The organism is Bacillus sp. YH3-2-B2 (assembly GCF_053663335.1).
This window is the reverse complement of sequence record NZ_JBSJQE010000001.1, coordinates 130444-147482: the sequence shown is the minus strand read 5'-3', so window position 1 is coordinate 147482 and position 17039 is coordinate 130444. Positions and strand designations below refer to the sequence as shown.

General features: G+C 48.4%; 14 protein-coding genes. 6 read left to right on the top strand and 8 right to left on the bottom strand.

Annotation, left to right across the window (positions count from 1 at the left end; all coding sequences use genetic code 11):
• Nucleotides 1-91 precede the first annotated feature (91 nt).
• Nucleotides 92-1381: a cation:dicarboxylate symporter family transporter gene (locus tag ACWJJX_RS00835; protein ID WP_003155211.1), complete on the top strand. Its 1290-nt coding sequence runs from the start codon at nucleotides 92-94 to the stop codon at nucleotides 1379-1381.
• 40 nt (nucleotides 1382-1421) lie between these two features.
• Here the strand turns inward: ACWJJX_RS00835 and ACWJJX_RS00830 are convergent, their stop codons facing one another.
• Entirely contained in the window at nucleotides 1422-2453 is a 1032-nt protein-coding gene (locus tag ACWJJX_RS00830) for a M42 family metallopeptidase (RefSeq protein ID WP_007409206.1), read from the bottom strand.
• Nucleotides 2454-2584: 131 nt separating this feature from the next.
• Between ACWJJX_RS00830 and ACWJJX_RS00825 the strand changes: the two genes are divergently transcribed.
• Entirely contained in the window at nucleotides 2585-2803 is a 219-nt protein-coding gene (locus tag ACWJJX_RS00825; RefSeq protein ID WP_070081583.1) for a hypothetical protein, read from the top strand.
• A gap of 137 nt (nucleotides 2804-2940) precedes the next feature.
• On the top strand, nucleotides 2941-3918 hold the full coding sequence (gene fabHB, locus ACWJJX_RS00820) for a beta-ketoacyl-ACP synthase III FabHB (RefSeq protein WP_003155217.1): 978 nt from the start codon (nucleotides 2941-2943) through the stop codon (nucleotides 3916-3918).
• A gap of 50 nt (nucleotides 3919-3968) precedes the next feature.
• Here fabHB and ACWJJX_RS00815 read toward each other — a convergent pair whose 3' ends face one another.
• The 6 genes from ACWJJX_RS00815 to ACWJJX_RS00790 form a co-directional block, all read right to left on the bottom strand.
• On the bottom strand, nucleotides 3969-6302 hold the full coding sequence (locus ACWJJX_RS00815; protein ID WP_102421692.1) for a YhgE/Pip domain-containing protein: 2334 nt from the start codon (nucleotides 6300-6302) through the stop codon (nucleotides 3969-3971).
• 74 nt (nucleotides 6303-6376) lie between these two features.
• Nucleotides 6377-6949, bottom strand: coding sequence for a TetR/AcrR family transcriptional regulator (locus ACWJJX_RS00810; RefSeq protein ID WP_003155219.1), 573 nt, complete (start codon nucleotides 6947-6949; stop codon nucleotides 6377-6379).
• A gap of 147 nt (nucleotides 6950-7096) precedes the next feature.
• Entirely contained in the window at nucleotides 7097-8530 is a 1434-nt protein-coding gene (gene hemY, locus ACWJJX_RS00805; RefSeq protein ID WP_003155220.1) for a protoporphyrinogen oxidase, read from the bottom strand.
• A 27-nt stretch (nucleotides 8531-8557) separates the two neighbouring features.
• Nucleotides 8558-9493, bottom strand: a complete 936-nt coding sequence (gene hemH, locus ACWJJX_RS00800; protein ID WP_003155221.1) for a ferrochelatase — start codon at nucleotides 9491-9493, stop codon at nucleotides 8558-8560.
• Between the two features lie 75 nt (nucleotides 9494-9568).
• A complete protein-coding gene (gene hemE / locus ACWJJX_RS00795; RefSeq protein WP_015388477.1) occupies nucleotides 9569-10630 on the bottom strand; it encodes a uroporphyrinogen decarboxylase in 1062 nt (353 codons plus the stop codon).
• A gap of 123 nt (nucleotides 10631-10753) precedes the next feature.
• Nucleotides 10754-12895 carry a transglycosylase domain-containing protein gene (locus ACWJJX_RS00790; RefSeq protein ID WP_173612617.1) on the bottom strand — a complete coding sequence of 714 codons (2142 nt, stop codon included), beginning with the start codon at nucleotides 12893-12895 and terminating at the stop codon, nucleotides 10754-10756.
• A 122-nt stretch (nucleotides 12896-13017) separates the two neighbouring features.
• On the opposite strand from ACWJJX_RS00790, the gene hmoB reads away from it, so the two are divergent.
• The 3 genes from hmoB to ACWJJX_RS00775 all read left to right on the top strand — a co-directional run bounded on the left by hmoB (nucleotide 13018) and on the right by ACWJJX_RS00775 (nucleotide 16277).
• Nucleotides 13018-13518, top strand: coding sequence for a heme-degrading oxygenase HmoB (gene hmoB / locus ACWJJX_RS00785; protein WP_003155224.1), 501 nt, complete (start codon nucleotides 13018-13020; stop codon nucleotides 13516-13518).
• 117 nt (nucleotides 13519-13635) lie between these two features.
• On the top strand, nucleotides 13636-15021 hold the full coding sequence (locus tag ACWJJX_RS00780) for a hypothetical protein (RefSeq protein WP_369614349.1): 1386 nt from the start codon (nucleotides 13636-13638) through the stop codon (nucleotides 15019-15021).
• Nucleotides 15022-15089: 68 nt separating this feature from the next.
• On the top strand, nucleotides 15090-16277 hold the full coding sequence (locus ACWJJX_RS00775; RefSeq protein ID WP_353407501.1) for a M20 family metallopeptidase: 1188 nt from the start codon (nucleotides 15090-15092) through the stop codon (nucleotides 16275-16277).
• Nucleotides 16278-16297: 20 nt separating this feature from the next.
• Here ACWJJX_RS00775 and ACWJJX_RS00770 read toward each other — a convergent pair whose 3' ends face one another.
• Entirely contained in the window at nucleotides 16298-17002 is a 705-nt protein-coding gene (locus ACWJJX_RS00770) for an EcsC family protein (protein WP_454022656.1), read from the bottom strand.
• Nucleotides 17003-17039 lie beyond the last annotated feature (37 nt).

The following is a 17039-nucleotide window of genomic DNA, read 5'->3' as shown; positions in this document are numbered from 1 at the left end:
TATAGACGGATTGTTTTCTTTTCTATTATAATTTGTTCTAATAGCTATCTTTTTAGATACTTATTGCACTTTTTTCTTCGGGAGGTAATCTATGAAAAAATTACGCTTTGGACTAGCGACGCAAATTTTCGTCGGACTCATACTAGGGGTTGTAGTCGGTGTCATCTGGTACGGCAATCCTGCCATTCCAACATATTTACAGCCTATCGGCGATTTGTTTTTACGCTTAATCAAAATGATAGTGATTCCAATTGTCGTCTCCAGCTTAATCATCGGCGTTGCCGGCGCGGGAAGCGGAAAACAAGTCGGAAAATTAGGCTTCAAAACGATTTTGTATTTTGAGATCATTACCACTTTTGCCATTATTCTCGGGCTGGCTTTGGCGAATCTGTTTCATCCGGGAACAGGCGTTAATATACATGAAGCTCAAAAGACAGATATCAGTCAATATGTTGAAACAGAAAAAGAACAAAATAACAAATCTATCGCAGACACATTCCTGCATATCGTACCGACAAACTTCTTCCAATCATTAGCCGAAGGAGATCTGCTTGCCATCATCTGCTTTACCGTGCTGTTTGCACTCGGCATCTCGGCAATCGGTGAAAAAGGAAAGCCTGTCTTGGCCTTCTTTGAAGGTGTTTCTCATGCGATGTTCCATGTTGTGAACCTCGTCATGAAAGTTGCGCCGTTTGGTGTTTTTGCGTTGATTGGTGTTACCGTTTCCAAATTTGGGCTCAGTTCCCTGCTTTCACTCGGTAAACTGGTCGGTTTAGTGTATGTAGCTTTGGCTTTCTTTCTCATTGTTGTATTCGGAATCGTCGGAAAGCTTGCCGGAGTAAACATTTTCAAATTCCTCGCCTATATGAAGGATGAAATTTTATTAGCGTTCAGTACGTCAAGCTCCGAAACCGTACTCCCCCGCGTTATGGAAAAAATGGAGAAAATCGGCTGTCCGAAAGGTATTGTTTCCTTTGTTGTGCCGATCGGATATACCTTTAACTTAGACGGATCTGTGCTGTACCAATCTATCGCCGCTTTATTCCTCGCTCAGGTATACCACATTGACTTGTCCATTTGGCAGCAGATTACCCTTGTGCTTGTCTTGATGGTCACTTCCAAAGGAATGGCTGCCGTGCCCGGGACTTCTTTCGTCGTCCTGCTTGCGACATTAGGCGCATTCAACATTCCTGCAGAAGGCCTTGCATTCATCGCCGGTGTTGACCGGATTATGGACATGGCCCGCACGGTCGTCAATCTGACCGGAAACGCGCTGGCATCCGTTGTGATGTCAAAATGGGAAGGCCAGTATGATCCCGTTAAAGGCGCGAAGGTCATGAGCCTCGCCAAAACAGAACAAAACACAACCATTTCAGGTTAAAATGAAAACCCTGCACGGAATGATTTCCGCGCAGGGTTTTTTATGCCATCGGCGATAGAACGTACCGGTGCAAAAGCTTCGCCGTATTAAGAAGCGATAATTCATGCGTGCGTTCAAAAGCGTGTGAAGCGTCAATTCCCGGTCCGATCAGCCCGTGGACGATGTCATGGCCCGAACGGATGGCTGCTGAGGCATCAGAACCGTAATACGGATAAATATCAAGCTGATAATCAATGCCATAGCGCTCCGCAAGCCCGGCCAGATGTTTTCTGAGCTGATAATGGTACGGGCCGCTCGCATCCTTCACACAAATGGAGACGGTATATTCATCCGTAGACTGGCCGTCGCCGATCGCTCCCATATCAACAGCCAAGTATTCGACGGTCTCAGGAGGAATGTTGGAATTGCCGCCGTAGCCGATTTCTTCATTATTAGAAATCAGAAAATGCGTCGTATACGGAAGTTCGATTTTCTCTTCCGTGATGCGGCGGATTAAATTCAAGAGCAGAGCCACGCTCGCTTTGTCATCAAGATGACGGGACTTAATAAAGCCGCTCGGCGTAATCTGCACACGCGGGTCAAATGAGATGAAATCGCCGACCCTGATGCCGAGATCGGACGTCTCTTCCTTCGTCCGGACAGGTTCATCAAGGCGGACTTCCATATTCTCCTGATTCCGCTCTGCCTTACCGGCGTCCTTGTAGACGTGCACTGAAGTCTGATGCATTAAGATGGTGCCTGTATAGGTTTTGCCGGAAGAAGTTTGAATCTCGCAATATTCCCCTTCAATTGAGTGATATCGGAAGCCGCCGATCAAGTCAATCTTCAGCCGGCCGTCCGCCTTTATTTCCTTTACCATCGCGCCGAGCGTATCGACATGCGCCGTCAGCAATCTGTGTTTCTTGTCATCACGGCCGGGAATTGTGACAAAAAGACCGCCTTTACGGTTTCTGTAAGAGGAGACGCCCCATTCTTTTAAAAGGCTTTCTGTATAGGCGATAACCTCGTATGTATTGCCCGTCGGACTCGGAATCGACACCAGTTCTTTAATCAGTTCCATCGTATGTTTCATATTTGCCACAGGTCATTCCTCCTATCAATTTTATTCTTCTTAAAATATACTCTTTTGATCCATAACCCGTCCAATCTTTTCCTGCTCTTTTTTCATAGAATGAAGGGAGCATGAGCATAGGAGGGAAATGTATGATCAGCCGTAAACCGCACAAGCGGAAAAGGTTTCATAATGATTGGTTTGAGGATTGGTTTGAGGATGATTGGTCTGGTGCAGCCTTCTGGGGCTGTAAAAAAGAAAAAGATCACTGTAAAAAGAAAAAAGAAGACCCTTGTAAAAAGAAGAAAGAAAAAAAGAAGAAAGATAAAAAGAAGCATCATCATTCATGCTGCCGCTGCCGTCATTGGTAATCGTTCACACAAGCCCGTTTTACAAATAGATTCTCATGCTCCCCAAACAGCGGATGCTGCTTGGGTTTTTTTTATTAAAATTAGTACCAAGTAATAATATCAGGTGTTATAATCTGATATAAAGGAGTGATTTTTTCATGTCAAAATCTAAAATTACAGCAATCGGTACATATGCTCCGGCACGCCGATTAACAAACGCGGATTTGGAGCGCATCGTCGATACATCTGATGAATGGATCGTCCAGCGCACCGGTATGAAGGAAAGACGCATTGCCGGCGAACATGAATTCACATCGGATTTGTGTGTGGAAGCGGTGAAAAACCTTGCAGAACGATACAGCGGAACTCTTGATGATGTCGATATGATCCTTGTCGCCACCACGACGGCGGACTATGCGTTTCCAAGCACCGCGGCACGCGTTCAGGCTTACTTCGGCTGGCCGCACACGGGAGCGCTTGATATTAACGCCACATGCGCCGGACTCACTTACGGCCTTCAGCTCGCAGACGCATTAATTACCGCCGGTTCCCATCAAAAAGTGATTGTCATTGCCGGTGAAACATTATCAAAGGTAACGGATTATACTGACCGGACGACCTGCGTTCTTTTCGGAGACGCTGCAGGCGCCCTATTGGTGGAACGCGACGAATCAGCGCCGGGATTTTTGGCAGCCGTGCAAGGAACAGCGGGAGGAAGCGCGGACGTGCTGTATCGCACGGGACTGAGCGCAGAATTAAACGGCGAGCCGCTTAAAGGCGGAGGAAATATGGTGCAAAACGGGCGCGAAGTATATAAATGGGCGGCCAGAACCGTGCCGGAGGAATGCAATGCCCTTTTAGAAAAAGCCGGCTTTTCAAAAGACGATCTGGATTGGTTCGTTCCTCACAGCGCCAACATGCGGATGATCGAATCCATCTGTGAAAAACTGCCTTTCCCGCTTGAACGGACATTGACAAGCGTTGAATATTACGGCAACACTTCATCGGTTTCTATTATTCTCGCTTTGGATGAAGCTGTGAAAGCAAAAAAACTGTCGGAAGGCCAGACGCTGGTATTGTTCGGGTTCGGCGGCGGATTGACGTATACCGGACTGTTGGTGAGATGGGGATTTTAATCGAAATCTAAAAAAAGAGGCCCTGAGCATCTGCTCAGAGCCTCTTTTTCTTATGCTGTTATTTCTTCTTCCGTTTTGTGTTCTTTTTTGCTTTGCACCGTAAAATACACAATGGTCAGCGCGATCATGACAACGGCGATGCCCAACAGAATGGATGCCTGCTGCCACATATAGCCGTAATCGCCATTTGAAATGACGGCACGGAACCCGTTGATGCTGTATGTCATCGGCAGTGCCCCGTGAATCACTTGATAGAATCCCGGCAGGAGTTCAAGCGGGAAGGTTCCTCCGCTTGCCCCGAGCTGGAGCACCAGAATGATGACAGCGATAAAGCGTCCCGGATTTCCCATCGTTGTCGCCAATAATTGAATCATCGACAGGAACGCGATGCTGGTAATCATCGTAAAGAGATAGAATCTCCAAGTGCTTTCCACATCAAGCCCGATTCCTTTTAACAGAACCGTGGCGACAATTACGGATTGAATCAGTCCGACGAGCAGAATGACGCTGAATTTGCTGAGGAACCATTCAAAACCGTTTCTCGGACGCCCTGAAGCTTCACTCAGAGGGAATACGACCGTCAGCATCAATCCGCCGACATACAAGCCCATAGAGAGAATATAAGGCGTCAGTCCGGTACCGTAGTTAGGCACGGAATGAATCGCGTTATCGTCCGTTTTTACCGGATCGGCAAACATGCTGTACGTTTTGTCATCTGTCTTAATGTCCCCTGTTTGATCGGCCGCATCTTTCAGCTGGCTGGACAATTGTCCGGTGCCGTCTAAAAGCTTGCTTAAACCGGTGCCGAGAGACGCTTGACCCTGCTCAATTTTGGACGAGCCGTCATGGATTTTGTTTTGCGCGTCCAGCAGTTTCGTTAAGCCGCCTGACACCTGGCCGCTCCCTGACACTAACGCTTCTGATCCTGATTTGAGCTGTCCGAACTTGCTGTTGTATTCGCCGATACCGGCCGTCAGTTTGTTTTGGCTTTCAAAGACGGTCTGCGCTCCGCTGTACAATTTATCAGTTCCGGCCGTCAGCTGGTTAATCGCGTCTTGTACCGCCGCCGCGCCGTTATACAGTTTCGATGTGGACTGAGGCAGTGCTTTCAGCTGATCAGCCTTCGCTTTTACATCTGCCAGCGCGCTTTTTATGACTGACATATCCGGAAGCTGGATATCTCCGCCGGACGGAAGCTGGCTGACGATATTGTCTAAATCCGGAAGTTCGGCCTTCGGAAGCTTCTCATTCAGAAGCTGAACAAGTTTCGCTTTTTGCTCATCCGTTAAGAAATCACTGTCCTTAATCACCTTTTTGACCGCGTCATCCCGGGCATCCAGGCTGTTTTTCAGATCAGAAAGCTTTTTCTTAAACTGCTGCAATTCCTTTTCAGTCTGCTCAAGCTCCCCAACCGCTTTTTCAATATCTGAGAGGTTGACTGAATTGATCGCATCTTCAAATGCCGCCGCTTTTTGCGACACTTCCTGCGCCTTGCTGTTTAACGCGCTTAATCCATTCGTTAAATCCGGAAGCTTTTGCTGGAGCTGCTTTTGTGCGTCAAGGCTCGTTTTCAGCCCGCTGGCCACTTGGCCTCCTCCTGAAGCAATCTGTCCTGATTTATCTTGAATTTCGGCACTTGCGCTCTGAAGTTTTGCGATAGAGCTGTCAAGCGTTTGAATTCCGCTTGTCACTTTCGCCGCTCCGTCTGCAAGCTGCTGCGTTTTATCGCCGATGGTGGCGGTGCTTTCAGTAAGCTTCGCTAAATTTTCCTTGAGCTTGGCGCTGCCGTCTTTCGCGTTTTTCGTGCCGTCGTCTATTTTCTTGGCGCCGCTGCTGGCTTTGCCGAGTCCTTTGGCAATATCTTTAAAATTGTCAAAAATGACTTTTGCGTATTGCTCCGTCACTTCTTTCGACACGGAGGCTTTCAGCTTGTCGATCGCCTTTTCGCCGATTGTCGCGCCGACATAGTTTGATCCGGCATTCGTATGATATTTCAGATCCAGCTTCTTCGGATTTTTATCCATTACCGTGCTGGCGTTTTTAGAAAAATCTTCAGGAATCTCGACCAATAAATAATATTTAGCATTTAATAAGTCCTTTAACGATTGATCAAGATCGTTTGAAAAATGCCAATCAAAATTATCATTTTTCTTTAACTCTTTCACAAGATCGTCACCGATCTGAAGATGTTTCCCTTCGTAGTCCGCCCCTTTATCCTGGTTGACAACGACAACCGGCAGCTGATCCACCGTGCCGTACGGGTCCCAGTACGCCTTCAAAAACACTCCGCTGTAGATCAGCGGAACGAATAATATGGCAATGATGGGGATTAACAGTTTCTTGTTCGTTACAATGTCTTTCCACTGGCTTTTTATTGTATTCAACCCTGTTGCCTCCTTCCGCAAACTGACTCATTTGACAAAACGGTCACGGCACCTAAAAAGTGAAGGATCATCTATTATTTAGATAATCCTTGACCAACATACATTTCCAGCAATTCGGCGATCGTCTCTTTTTCAAGAGGCGGATGGTTTTTTTCCCAGTCAAATATCAGCGCGATGTAGAGCTTGAGCATCACAAAAGCGGTCAGTTCCGGATCACACGGTTTAATGCTTCCGTTTTCAATGGCTGTTTCTATCTTTTCTTTAATGTATGACAGAATGGCCCGCTCCATTTTCGCAATGACATCCTGAACGGCTATTGTACCAATCTCGGCGTTCTCCTGAAAAATTTTAATAGTCAGCTGGTGTGTTTTTCTGAATTCCAAAATCGCGACAAGCGCCCGGTGAACATTTTCGTGAAATGAAAGCTCCGGTTTCATCGCTTCGTCTGCGTGTTCCTTCATTTCTCTTAAAATAGTGGTGAAAATATCATCAAACAGTTCTTCTTTGTTTTTGAAAAACGTGTAGATGGTTCCCTTCCCCACATTTGCAAGCTTTGCCACCAGATCCATTGTCGTTGCTTTGTAGCCGAATTGTGTAAAAGACTTCGTTGCCGCTTCCAGAATGAGCTTTTTCCGATCGACGGACATGTTTCCCACCTCGTTAAATTGACCGTTTGAACGTTTTAGTCATTTTGTACATAAGATAACTTATCACAGTCGCAAAGAAGATTCAAATGTTTTTTCTCTTTATTGGTGTTCCCTTTACAGAACGGGAACATGCAAAAAACCTCCGTTTTACGATAACGGAGGCTGGTACGTTTCAAATAAATAAGCGAGTGAATCATATACGGCGGCTTTTCCCTGGTCGATACAGTCGGGGATGCCCACCCCTTCGAAAGACGCGCCCGTCGCGTATACGCCCGGATAGGAAGCTTTCAGCGCATCTCTGAACTCTTTGATGCGCTCCTTATGGCCGACATGGTATTGCGGCATGCTTTCGTTCCAGCGGGTCACACAGGTCATTTCCGGTTCGCCATTTATTTTCATTACTTTTTTCAAATCTTCCATTACGATTTTAATGATCTCGTTATCTGAAAGATCTACGATGGATTCATCTCCGGCCTTTCCGACGTACGCCCTGAGAAGTGTTTTGCCCTCCGGCGCCGCGTGCGGCCATTTTTTATTCGTCCATGTGCAGGCCGTGATGGAGAAATCGCTGTTTCTTGAGATAACGAATCCCGTACCTTCATGCTCCATTTTGACGGCTCCCTCAGGAAAACCTAAGGCGACGTTGGCAACGGACGTAGAATGCATGTCTTTGAGACATGAAACCGCCGGCAGATCAGAAAGCATTTTCGCCGCGGCTTTATGCGGTGCTGTCACTATGCATCCTTCCGCATAGAGCACTTTGCCGTTATCAAGCGTCACGGAATATCCTTTCTCCTCGCGGCCGATATGGGTGACTTTCGTTCCTTTCATCACCTTTGTCAGCGTAAGCTGCTTTTCCAGCTCCTCCACCAACGTTTGAAGCCCTGTCGTCAGCGTTAAAAACTGGCCCTGCTTTTTGGCCGTCAGCTGCTGTCCCGAAGGCTGCGGACGTGATTTTTTCATACCGAGAATCAGGCTTCTGTGTTTTTGCTCAGTCTGATAGAATTGCGGAAACGTGGACATGAGGCTCAGCTTATCAATATCTCCGGCATAAATCCCTGATAATAGCGGTTCTATTAAATTCTCAACGACTTCGTCACCGACGCGTCTGCGGAAAAATTCACCCAGAGACTGATCTTCCTTCGGTTTGCTCGCAGGCAGGACAAAGTCAAGCGCCGCCCGCGCTTTTCCGGGTACAGAAAATAAACCGGTGGAGATGAACGGAGCGATTTTGGTCGGAATGCCCATCACCGCGCCCTTCGGCATCGGATGAAGCGTCTCATTGACGAGCACGTAAGACTGGCCGGTCGCATTGTTGACGAGCAGATGCTCAAGCCCCAAATCCTTAACGAGCTGCGGCGCGCTTTTTTTCCTTTCCAAAAAAGAATCCGGCCCCCGCTCAATGATGTAGCCGTCTTTATGCGCCGTCTGAATTTTACCGCCCGCTCTCGGGCCCGCTTCGATCAGGGTGACCTCAAGCGGCAGCTGTTTTTCCTTGATTTCTTTTTCCATGTAGAAGGCGGCGGCTAATCCCGTTATGCCGCCGCCGATGATGACCAGATGTTTTTTATCGCCACTCATTTTTATCGCCTTCTTTACCGTTTAATTCTACTTGTCCAGCTCTTTCAGCACGACCGCTGCAAGCGCGTCGATAAATTCAGGCTGTGCGTTCGGCATGGCCGGACGATAGTAGCTTGCGCCGACTTCTTCGGTCACAGCTTTGCATTCATAATCATTATCGTAAAGCACCTCTAAATGATCGGCAACGAAGCCTGCGGGCACGTATACAAATGCTTTATAAGGATGCTTTTGATACAGCTCGCGCGTGAGATCCTGCACATCCGGCCCGAGCCACGGATCAGGGGTGTTCCCTTCGCTTTGCCAGCCGACTGCGTAATCGGTAATTCCGGCGCCTTCGGCAATCAGTTTTGCGGATTCCTCCAGCTGGTCAGGATACGGATCGCCGTATTCTTTAATTTTTTCAGGAAGGCTGTGCGCTGAGACGATCAGCATCGCGTCATCCCGTTCTTCTTTCGGCATTGATTCATACGTTTTCTTCACCTGGCCGACCCAATAATCAACGAATTTCGGTTCATCATACCAGCTTTCAACAGACTTGATGGTCAAACCGCCGAGCTTCTCCGCTTCTTCTTTCGCGCGTTTGTTGTATGACTGGACGCTGAATGTTGAAAAATGAGGGGCGAGCACAAGGCTGACAGCTTCTGTAATGCCGTCTTTATGCATGTCCGCCACCGCGTCTTCAATAAACGGTTCAATATGTTTTAATCCGATGTACACTTTGAATGTTACGTCGTCCTGGATTTCATTTAAACGCTGTGCGAGCTTCTCCGCCTGCTCCTGCGTGATTTTTGCCAGCGGAGAAATGCCTCCGATCGCTTCATATCTGTCTTTTAAGTCTTGAAGCATGTGCGGCTCCGGCTTTCTTCCGCGTCTGATATGTGTATAATAACGTTCTATGTCCTCTTCTTTGTAAGGCGTTCCGTAAGCCATGACGAGAAGTCCCATTTTCTTTTTGCTGCTCATTTTGTTAAACACCTCTTTTGATGGTCTGTCTACCTTGATTTTGACAGGAAAATCTTCTTATAACCAACGATCTGCTCAGGAAGATTGTTCCGTTTTTTTGGCCGCGGAATATTCATGTACAAACGCCGTCAGCTTTTTCAGCGTTGCCGGATTGACATCAGGGAATACGCCGTGACCTAAATTGAAAATAAACCCGTCCGTTTTCATGCCTTGATCAAGTATCGCTTTCGCTTTTTTCTCGATGACTTCCCAAGGCGCAAGAAGAAGCGACGGATCAAGATTGCCCTGAACCGTTTTTGTAATGCCTTGTTTTCTGGCGTCATCTATGCCGAGTCTCCAATCAAGACCGACGACATCAAGAGGAAGGTCATGCCAATCCCCGGCCAGGTGGCTTGCGCCTACGCCGAACATGATCAGCGGAACTTGCTCTGCTGAAAGCTCCCGGAATATTCTGTCCATCACCGGTTTTATAAACTGCCGGTAATCTTCGCGGTTCAGCGCGCCGACCCATGAATCAAAAATCTGAATGGCTTTTGCGCCGGCATGAATCTGCGCTTTTACATAAACGATAATCATGTCCGCGAGCTTGTCCATCAGCATTTGCCACGCTTGCGGCATACTGTGCATAAACGCTTTTGTTTTGTTGTAATTTTTAGAAGGCCCGCCTTCAATCATATAACTGGCCAGCGTAAAAGGCGCTCCCGAAAAACCGATGAGCGGAACATTCAGCTGTTCGTTTACGAGTAATCGGATCGTTTCCAGCACGTAAGGAACATCCTGTTCGGGATTCAGTTCGCCGAGCTTTTCAATATCCGCAGCAGAGCGCACCGGCTGATCGATCACCGGGCCGATTCCGTTTTTTATTTCAACATCCACTCCGATATAAGGAAGAGGCGTCATAATATCTTTATATAAAATGGCAGCGTCCACTCCGTACTGCTCGACCGGGAGCCTCGTCACATACGCGCACAGCTCGGGCTGATGCGTAATTTCGACTAAGCCGTACTTTTCTTTCAGCTTGCGGTATTCCGGCTGAGACCTCCCCGCCTGTCTCATGTACCAGACAGGGACGTGATTTGTTTTTTCTCCCCGTGCCGCTTTTAAAAACGTATCATTAAACGCTTCTCGTTTACTCATCTGAATTTCCACCTTTCCTCCTGCAACCATACGTTCGTGTTCTTCGCCCATTACACTATACCTTGTTTTTTCTGAATGGTATAGAATTGAGGCTTAATGTTCAAAAAATCGCCGAATTCATGATTAAGAAGAAAAAAGCTTCGGCTGAACGTATTCCGTTCCCTCTCCTTCTTGATTCGTCTGCGAATTAAATGGAACGACTTTGTATGAAGCCCCTGAAAACAGATTGGCGTACGGTATGTCAAAGCTGCCTTTTCCTTTCACCGAATCCAGAAGCTTGTCTTTTCCGTCTTTCTTCTCATATATTCGGTAAACAACCCGATCATCCTTTTGAATATCCCATTTTAATTGAACCGTAATCAGTCCCATCGCCTTAAATGTATAACGGGCCGACAGGGATTTTACCGCCTCCAGCTCAATCGGGCTGCCCAGTTCCTTCACATTTTCAGGCTTTTTGAATGTCCGGCCGTTTTCACCCGCTTTTGTGACGATATCTTTAAAAAGTCTGACCGGGTATTGGCTGCCGCCTTTCAGGTAATGGGTTTTATCCGTTTTGTCATAGCCCATCCAGACGGCTCCCGTCAGTCCGGGAGTGTATCCCGCAAACCAGGCGTCCTTTGTCGCGCCGGGGATGCCGGTAAATGTGGTCGTGCCGGTTTTCCCCGCCAGGTCGCCTTGATAGCTGCCTTGTGAAGCGGTTCCTTCTTTTACAACCTGCTGAAGCATTCTCGTCATATTCCATGTCGTCTGTCCGCTGAAGACGCGCGTTTTGCCATTTTTAGGCCCGGATAACGTTTCTCCGTCTTCGTCTGTGATGTTCTCTATAAAAAATGGCTTCGTATACATTCCGTTTGCCGCAAAGGTATGATAAGCTCCGGCAAGCTGAAGCGGAGTGACGCCTTCAGACAGACCGCCCAACGCAATCGCGAGTCCGTTGTCAGAAATGTTCATGCCGTTTTTCTCAAGATACGATTTTCCCGTATCCACGCCGATCTGCTTCAATGTCCAGACAGCGGGCGCATTTATGCTGTAAGTGATCGCGTCCTGCATCGTCACTTCCCCCTTGTACTGTCCGTCATAATTTTTCGGTTCATACCCGTCGTAGGACGTCAGTTTGTCTTGGAGAAGCGAATACGGTTTGAACTTGTCTTCCTGCATGGCGGGCCCGTATACGGCAATCGGCTTAAACGTTGAGCCCGGCTGCCGCTTCGCCGTAACCCTGTTGTATCCTTTTGCCACATAGTCGCGTCCGCCGACCGCCGCGCGCACGCCTCCGGTTTTATTATCAATAAAGACGGCGCTTCCCTCTGCCGCCTGATCCGTCCCCGGAAAATAGCCGCTTTCCTTCATCAGGGTATATGCCGTTTTCTGCAGCTTGGAATCAAGTGACGTCCGGATCGTATAGCCGCCTTGAAGCAGCTGTTCTCCTGACATCGAATAACGGTCTTCCGCCTCCTTGATGACAAGATCGATATAACTGTCAAACCAAGGCGTTTCTGATGTTTTCTTGACATTAAGCCCCAATGTCCGGCCCTGGGCTCTGACGGCTTCCTTGGCGCTGATATAGCCTTGATCGTTCATCATTGCAAGAATCGTATCGCGGCGTTCTTTATTTTTATCCGGATGCTGAATCGGCGAATAAAGAGATGGCGCCTTCGGGATCGCTGCCAGAACGGCTCCTTCTGCAACGGTTAAATCTTTTACTTCTTTATTAAAGTAGTAGTGGGACGCGGCTTGAATGCCGTAAACGCCATGGCCGAAATAAAGCTGGTTCAGGTACATTTCAAGCAGCTTGTCCTTGCTGTAATCACGCTCAAGATTGATGGCGATAATGACTTCCTTCGTCTTGCGCAAAAATGTTTTATCATGAGTCAGAAAAATGTTTTTCGCCAGCTGCTGGGTGATCGTGCTTCCGCCCTCCACCTTGCCGCCTGCCAAAACATCCCGGAACACCGCCCGGCCGACAGACTTCACATCAATGCCGTGATGTTCGTAAAACCGTTTATCTTCAACGGCGATAAAGGCATCTCTCACATCTTCCGGAACCTGCTGAATGGATACCGGCTCGCGATTTTCCGTATAGAGGCTCGCGATTTCATCACCGTTTTGATCGACGATTTTTGAAGATGCATGCAGTATTAATTTCTTTTCATCGATGACATAATGGCCGAGAAATATAATGATAATGTATCCGATTAACGCGAGAAAAGCGGTTGCCGCCGCAATTACAGCCGGAATAAAGAATCTTTTTTTCTTTTTCAGCATAAGTCACCTCGCCTTTCTTAACTTGTAGTATGGGAAATATTGTTTCGAATTATGTCAGAATGAGTCGCCAATAGAAACTTATACCACTCTTTTGATATACTAGCAAGCAGGAGGTGGCTGATATGAAGGTTTATATTACATACGGGACAGCCGATTTTTTAAAGACGATTGCCAAGAAACACCCGAGTGAGAATATGGTGCTGATGCAAGGGGAGGATAATGCGGTTTTAATTCATGAAACAAATGGAGAAACCGTTTTTCAGGCGCCCCATTCCTATGAAAGCATCGACAGCGTCGGGGAAATCAAAAATCCGGGCTACGCCGTCCTCAACAACATCGCCGTTACCCAGGAAGGCCGTCCGCTGTTTGAAAACCGGTTTAAAAACCGCGCCGGCAAAGTGGAAAATGAACCCGGTTTTAAAGCCATCCGCGTATTAAGACCGCTCGAAGGCGATACGTATGTCATTTTGACCCTGTGGGAAGAGGAAAAAGCCTTTCAGGATTGGCAGCAGTCAAACTCTTATCAGGAAGCTCATAAAAAACGCGGAACATCTGCCGGTATCGACACGACGTCTATTTTTTCCCGTCCGTCTTATGTAACCGCTTATTACGCAATAGACTGAAAACCGCCGGAGATTCTCCGGCTTTTTTGATGTCCCGATTTTACGCATCCTTCTTTGCACCTTCCGCCCGCCTATGAATACCCTGTAGCAATCCTATTTATAAACGGAGTGGTTCAATTGGGGATCGGCGTCTACTCGGTACATCTGCTTTATGTTGCTTTTATCGCGGCCATTATCGTTTTTATGCTTCTCAGAAAAGATACAACCTTTATTTCACTCGCCGGCATTTTTGTGATTGCGCTATGGACGACGCATTCATTCTCCGCTTCGGTCAGCAGCCTGTTTCACAGCTTTACGTATGCCGCCGGAGAATTGCTGCCGACGATTTTCATCATTTGTTTTATCGTGGCGATGAGCGGCATTTTGACCAAAACCGGTATTAATGAAGCGATGATTTCTCCGTTTGCAAAGCTGATGAAAGGGCCGGCTGTCGCGTATTGGGTTATCGGCTGTCTGATGTTTGCCATCTCTCTTTTTTTCTGGCCGTCACCCGGGGTGGCGCTGATCGGCGCTGTGCTGCTTCCCGCAGCGATCCGGGCGGGCCTTTCTCCGATTGCCGCGGCTATGGCGATGAACCTGTTCGGCCACGGATTCGCTTTATCGGGCGATTACGTCATTCAGGCGGCCCCGAAATTAACGGCCGACGCCGCGGGCATTCCCGTGAGCGATGTCATGCAGGCAAGTATTCCGCTCGTTTTGATCATGGGGTTAACGACGACAATCACCGCTTTCTTCCTCATCATGCGGGATCGAAAAAAAACGAAGGCCCCCCTCTCCTTGGACAGCTCCGGTTCTTTGGACACAAGTATGTATCTGCCGAAAAAACTCAGGGTGATCCTGGCGGTTTTCATTCCGCTTGTTTTTCTCGCCGATATTATCTGCATGATCGTATACCGCCTCCAAGGAAACGATGCGACGGCACTCGTCGGAGGAACCGCGATCGGCATTCTCCTGATCATTCATTTCATTGTATATAAAGAGCGGCATTTAGAAAAGATCACCGAGTATTTTATCGGCGGTTTTCAATTCGGCTTTAAAGTATTCGGCCCCGTCATTCCGATCGCGGCCTTCTTTTATCTCGGTGACGCGGGGTTTAAAAATATTTTGAACACCCCGCTGCCGAAAGGGTCTGCGGGGATCGTCAATGACCTCGGACTGGCCCTGTCCCATTCTTTTCCGATGTCCGGAGAATTCGCCGGCATCGCACTGGCCGCAGTCGGTGCGATTACCGGGCTCGACGGGTCTGGGTTTTCCGGTATATCTCTTGCAGGCTCGATGGCAAAGCTGTTTTCTGCCGCGCTTCATACGGACCCGGCCGTTTTAACGGCGCTGGGCCAGATTTCAGCGATCTGGGTCGGGGGCGGAACATTGGTCCCTTGGGCACTGATTCCCGCTGCGGCTATTTGTAAAGTTGACCCGTTTGAGCTTGCCAGGAAAAACTTTATCCCGGTTGCGGCCGGACTTATCGTCACGACGATCGCCGCCATCATCATTCTCCCGTAGCAAAAAGATTGAAATCTTCTGACATTTTCTATACAATCATGGGAAAAGCAGACGAGGGGGCATCGCTTTTGACGTTAACGACACTTCAAAAAAGCTTAAACGCTCAGCTTGACGGGCTGTATGAGGAAATGGTTGAAATCAGGCGTCACCTTCACATGAATCCCGAGCCATCCTTTAAGGAGAAAAAAACACCGGCGTTCATCGCCTCATTTTATGAAAAGCTCGGCGTCCCCATCCGGACGAATGTCGGGGGCAACGGTGTCACAGCCTGTATTGAAGGCGGTGAACCGGGACCGGTCGTGGCACTCAGAGCTGATTTTGACGCTTTGCCGATACAGGATGAAAAAGATGTGCCCTATGCTTCACAAATTCCCGGCGTCATGCACGCCTGCGGGCATGACGGCCATACGGCGGCTCTCCTCGCGGCCGGAAAAGTGCTGTACCGCAACCGGGAAAAACTGAAAGGGTCATTTGTGATGATCCACCAGCACGCTGAGGAATTATCTCCCGGCGGAGCAAAAGCAATGATTGAGGACGGCTGCCTCGAACATGTCGATGCCATTTTCGGCACACACCTATGGGCGACTGAACCCGTCGGAACGGTCTTATGCCGCCCGGGCCCAGTAATGGCCGCCGCTGACGGCTTTACGATTAAAGTCATCGGCAAAGGCGGCCACGGTGCGATCCCTCACGATACGAAAGACGCCGTTTTAATCGGCTCACAAATCGTCACGGCTCTTCAGCATATCGTCAGCCGGCGGGTAAATCCGGTGCAGCCGGCCGTCATCTCAGCCGGCTCGTTCACCGCTGAAAATCCGTTTAATGCGATTGCCGATCAGGCAGTCATATCAGGCACCGTCCGCTCATTTGACGAAAGTGTGCGCAGCCTGCTCGAAGCAGAAATAGAAGCCGTCGTAAAAGGAATCTGCTCCATGCACTCCGCTTCCTATGAATATCGTTTCAAACGCGGCTATCCCGCCGTCGTCAATCATCCTGAGGAAGCGGCGCACGCGGCGGCAGCCGCAGCGGAAACAGACGGCGTTACGAAAGTCGTTGAAGGAGAGCCGCAGATGGCGGGAGAGGATTTTTCCTATTATCTGCAGCATACAAAAGGCGCTTTTTTCTTTACGGGCGCCGCTTTAGAAAACGCGGAAACCATTTATCCTCATCACCACCCGAAATTTGATTTTAATGAAAAAGCGATGCTGACGGCCGCCAAGGTGCTTATCGGCGCCGCGGTAAGCTACCCCTGCTGACATAAAAAACAGCCGGTACATTACGTACCGGCTGTTGTGATTCTTAAATGAAAAACGTGCCTTGCCGTCTCACCGAGCTGTGACAGCAGTTTATAATTGGCCGCTCCGCCCACGGCGGCTCCGACGACCGGCAAAAGCTGAAACAATTTCACCACGTCCAGATAATCGCGGTATTCCTGCTGAAAAACTCTCCAATCGACATCATGCTTTTTCGAATCCCACTGTTCAATCATTGAGTATATGCGTTTCCGCTGTTCACCGCTTGAGAAAGCCAGCTGAAAAATAAACAGCAAGAACAATCGCTCATCCCCGTCTTTCACATCATAGCCGTAAATGGAGGCAAGATCGAACAGACATTTCATTTTAATGGATAGCAGCAAAGGAAAATCAGCCATCCCTAAAAAAATTCCGCCGGCCCCCGTACCGATACCTTCGGCTGCAGCGACCTTTTGGTACGATGCGATGGTTTGTCTGGCGAGGGCATCTTTTTCAGCAAGCGTCATACCGTTTGTATCCCGCTTGCTTTTCACCAGATTTGAACCCGCCATTGTTGCTTCGGTCATTTTTTTGATGCTTTCTGTGATGACGGCATGAATTTTATCGGGAATCCGCTCATTTATTTTCGCCTGCATTCCTTTAGAAAAGCGTTCAAGCATGGAATCCTTGCGCAAAAAACGCGCTTTCCATTGCAGTGCTTCCTGTATCAGCTGCTGATCGTCGGTCATCTGTGTCTCCTTCTTTCATTGAGGTTTCAAAAACCCG

What these genes read in the sequence shown, in the direction of transcription:
- ACWJJX_RS00790 (WP_173612617.1), bottom strand. Translation starts at nt 12,895, where the DNA reads ATGCTGAAAAAGAAAAAAAGATTCTTTATTCCGGCTGTAATTGCGGCG.
- hemY (WP_003155220.1), bottom strand. Translation starts at nt 8,530, where the DNA reads ATGAGTGGCGATAAAAAACATCTGGTCATCATCGGCGGCGGCATAACG.
- hemH (WP_003155221.1), bottom strand. Translation starts at nt 9,493, where the DNA reads ATGAGCAGCAAAAAGAAAATGGGACTTCTCGTCATGGCTTACGGAACG.
- ACWJJX_RS00825 (WP_070081583.1), top strand. Translation starts at nt 2,585, where the DNA reads ATGATCAGCCGTAAACCGCACAAGCGGAAAAGGTTTCATAATGATTGG.
- hemE (WP_015388477.1), bottom strand. Translation starts at nt 10,630, where the DNA reads ATGAGTAAACGAGAAGCGTTTAATGATACGTTTTTAAAAGCGGCACGG.
- ACWJJX_RS00810 (WP_003155219.1), bottom strand. Translation starts at nt 6,949, where the DNA reads ATGTCCGTCGATCGGAAAAAGCTCATTCTGGAAGCGGCAACGAAGTCT.
- hmoB (WP_003155224.1), top strand. Translation starts at nt 13,018, where the DNA reads ATGAAGGTTTATATTACATACGGGACAGCCGATTTTTTAAAGACGATT.
- ACWJJX_RS00835 (WP_003155211.1), top strand. Translation starts at nt 92, where the DNA reads ATGAAAAAATTACGCTTTGGACTAGCGACGCAAATTTTCGTCGGACTC.
- fabHB (WP_003155217.1), top strand. Translation starts at nt 2,941, where the DNA reads ATGTCAAAATCTAAAATTACAGCAATCGGTACATATGCTCCGGCACGC.
- ACWJJX_RS00830 (WP_007409206.1), bottom strand. Translation starts at nt 2,453, where the DNA reads ATGAAACATACGATGGAACTGATTAAAGAACTGGTGTCGATTCCGAGT.
- ACWJJX_RS00770 (WP_454022656.1), bottom strand. Translation starts at nt 17,002, where the DNA reads ATGACCGACGATCAGCAGCTGATACAGGAAGCACTGCAATGGAAAGCG.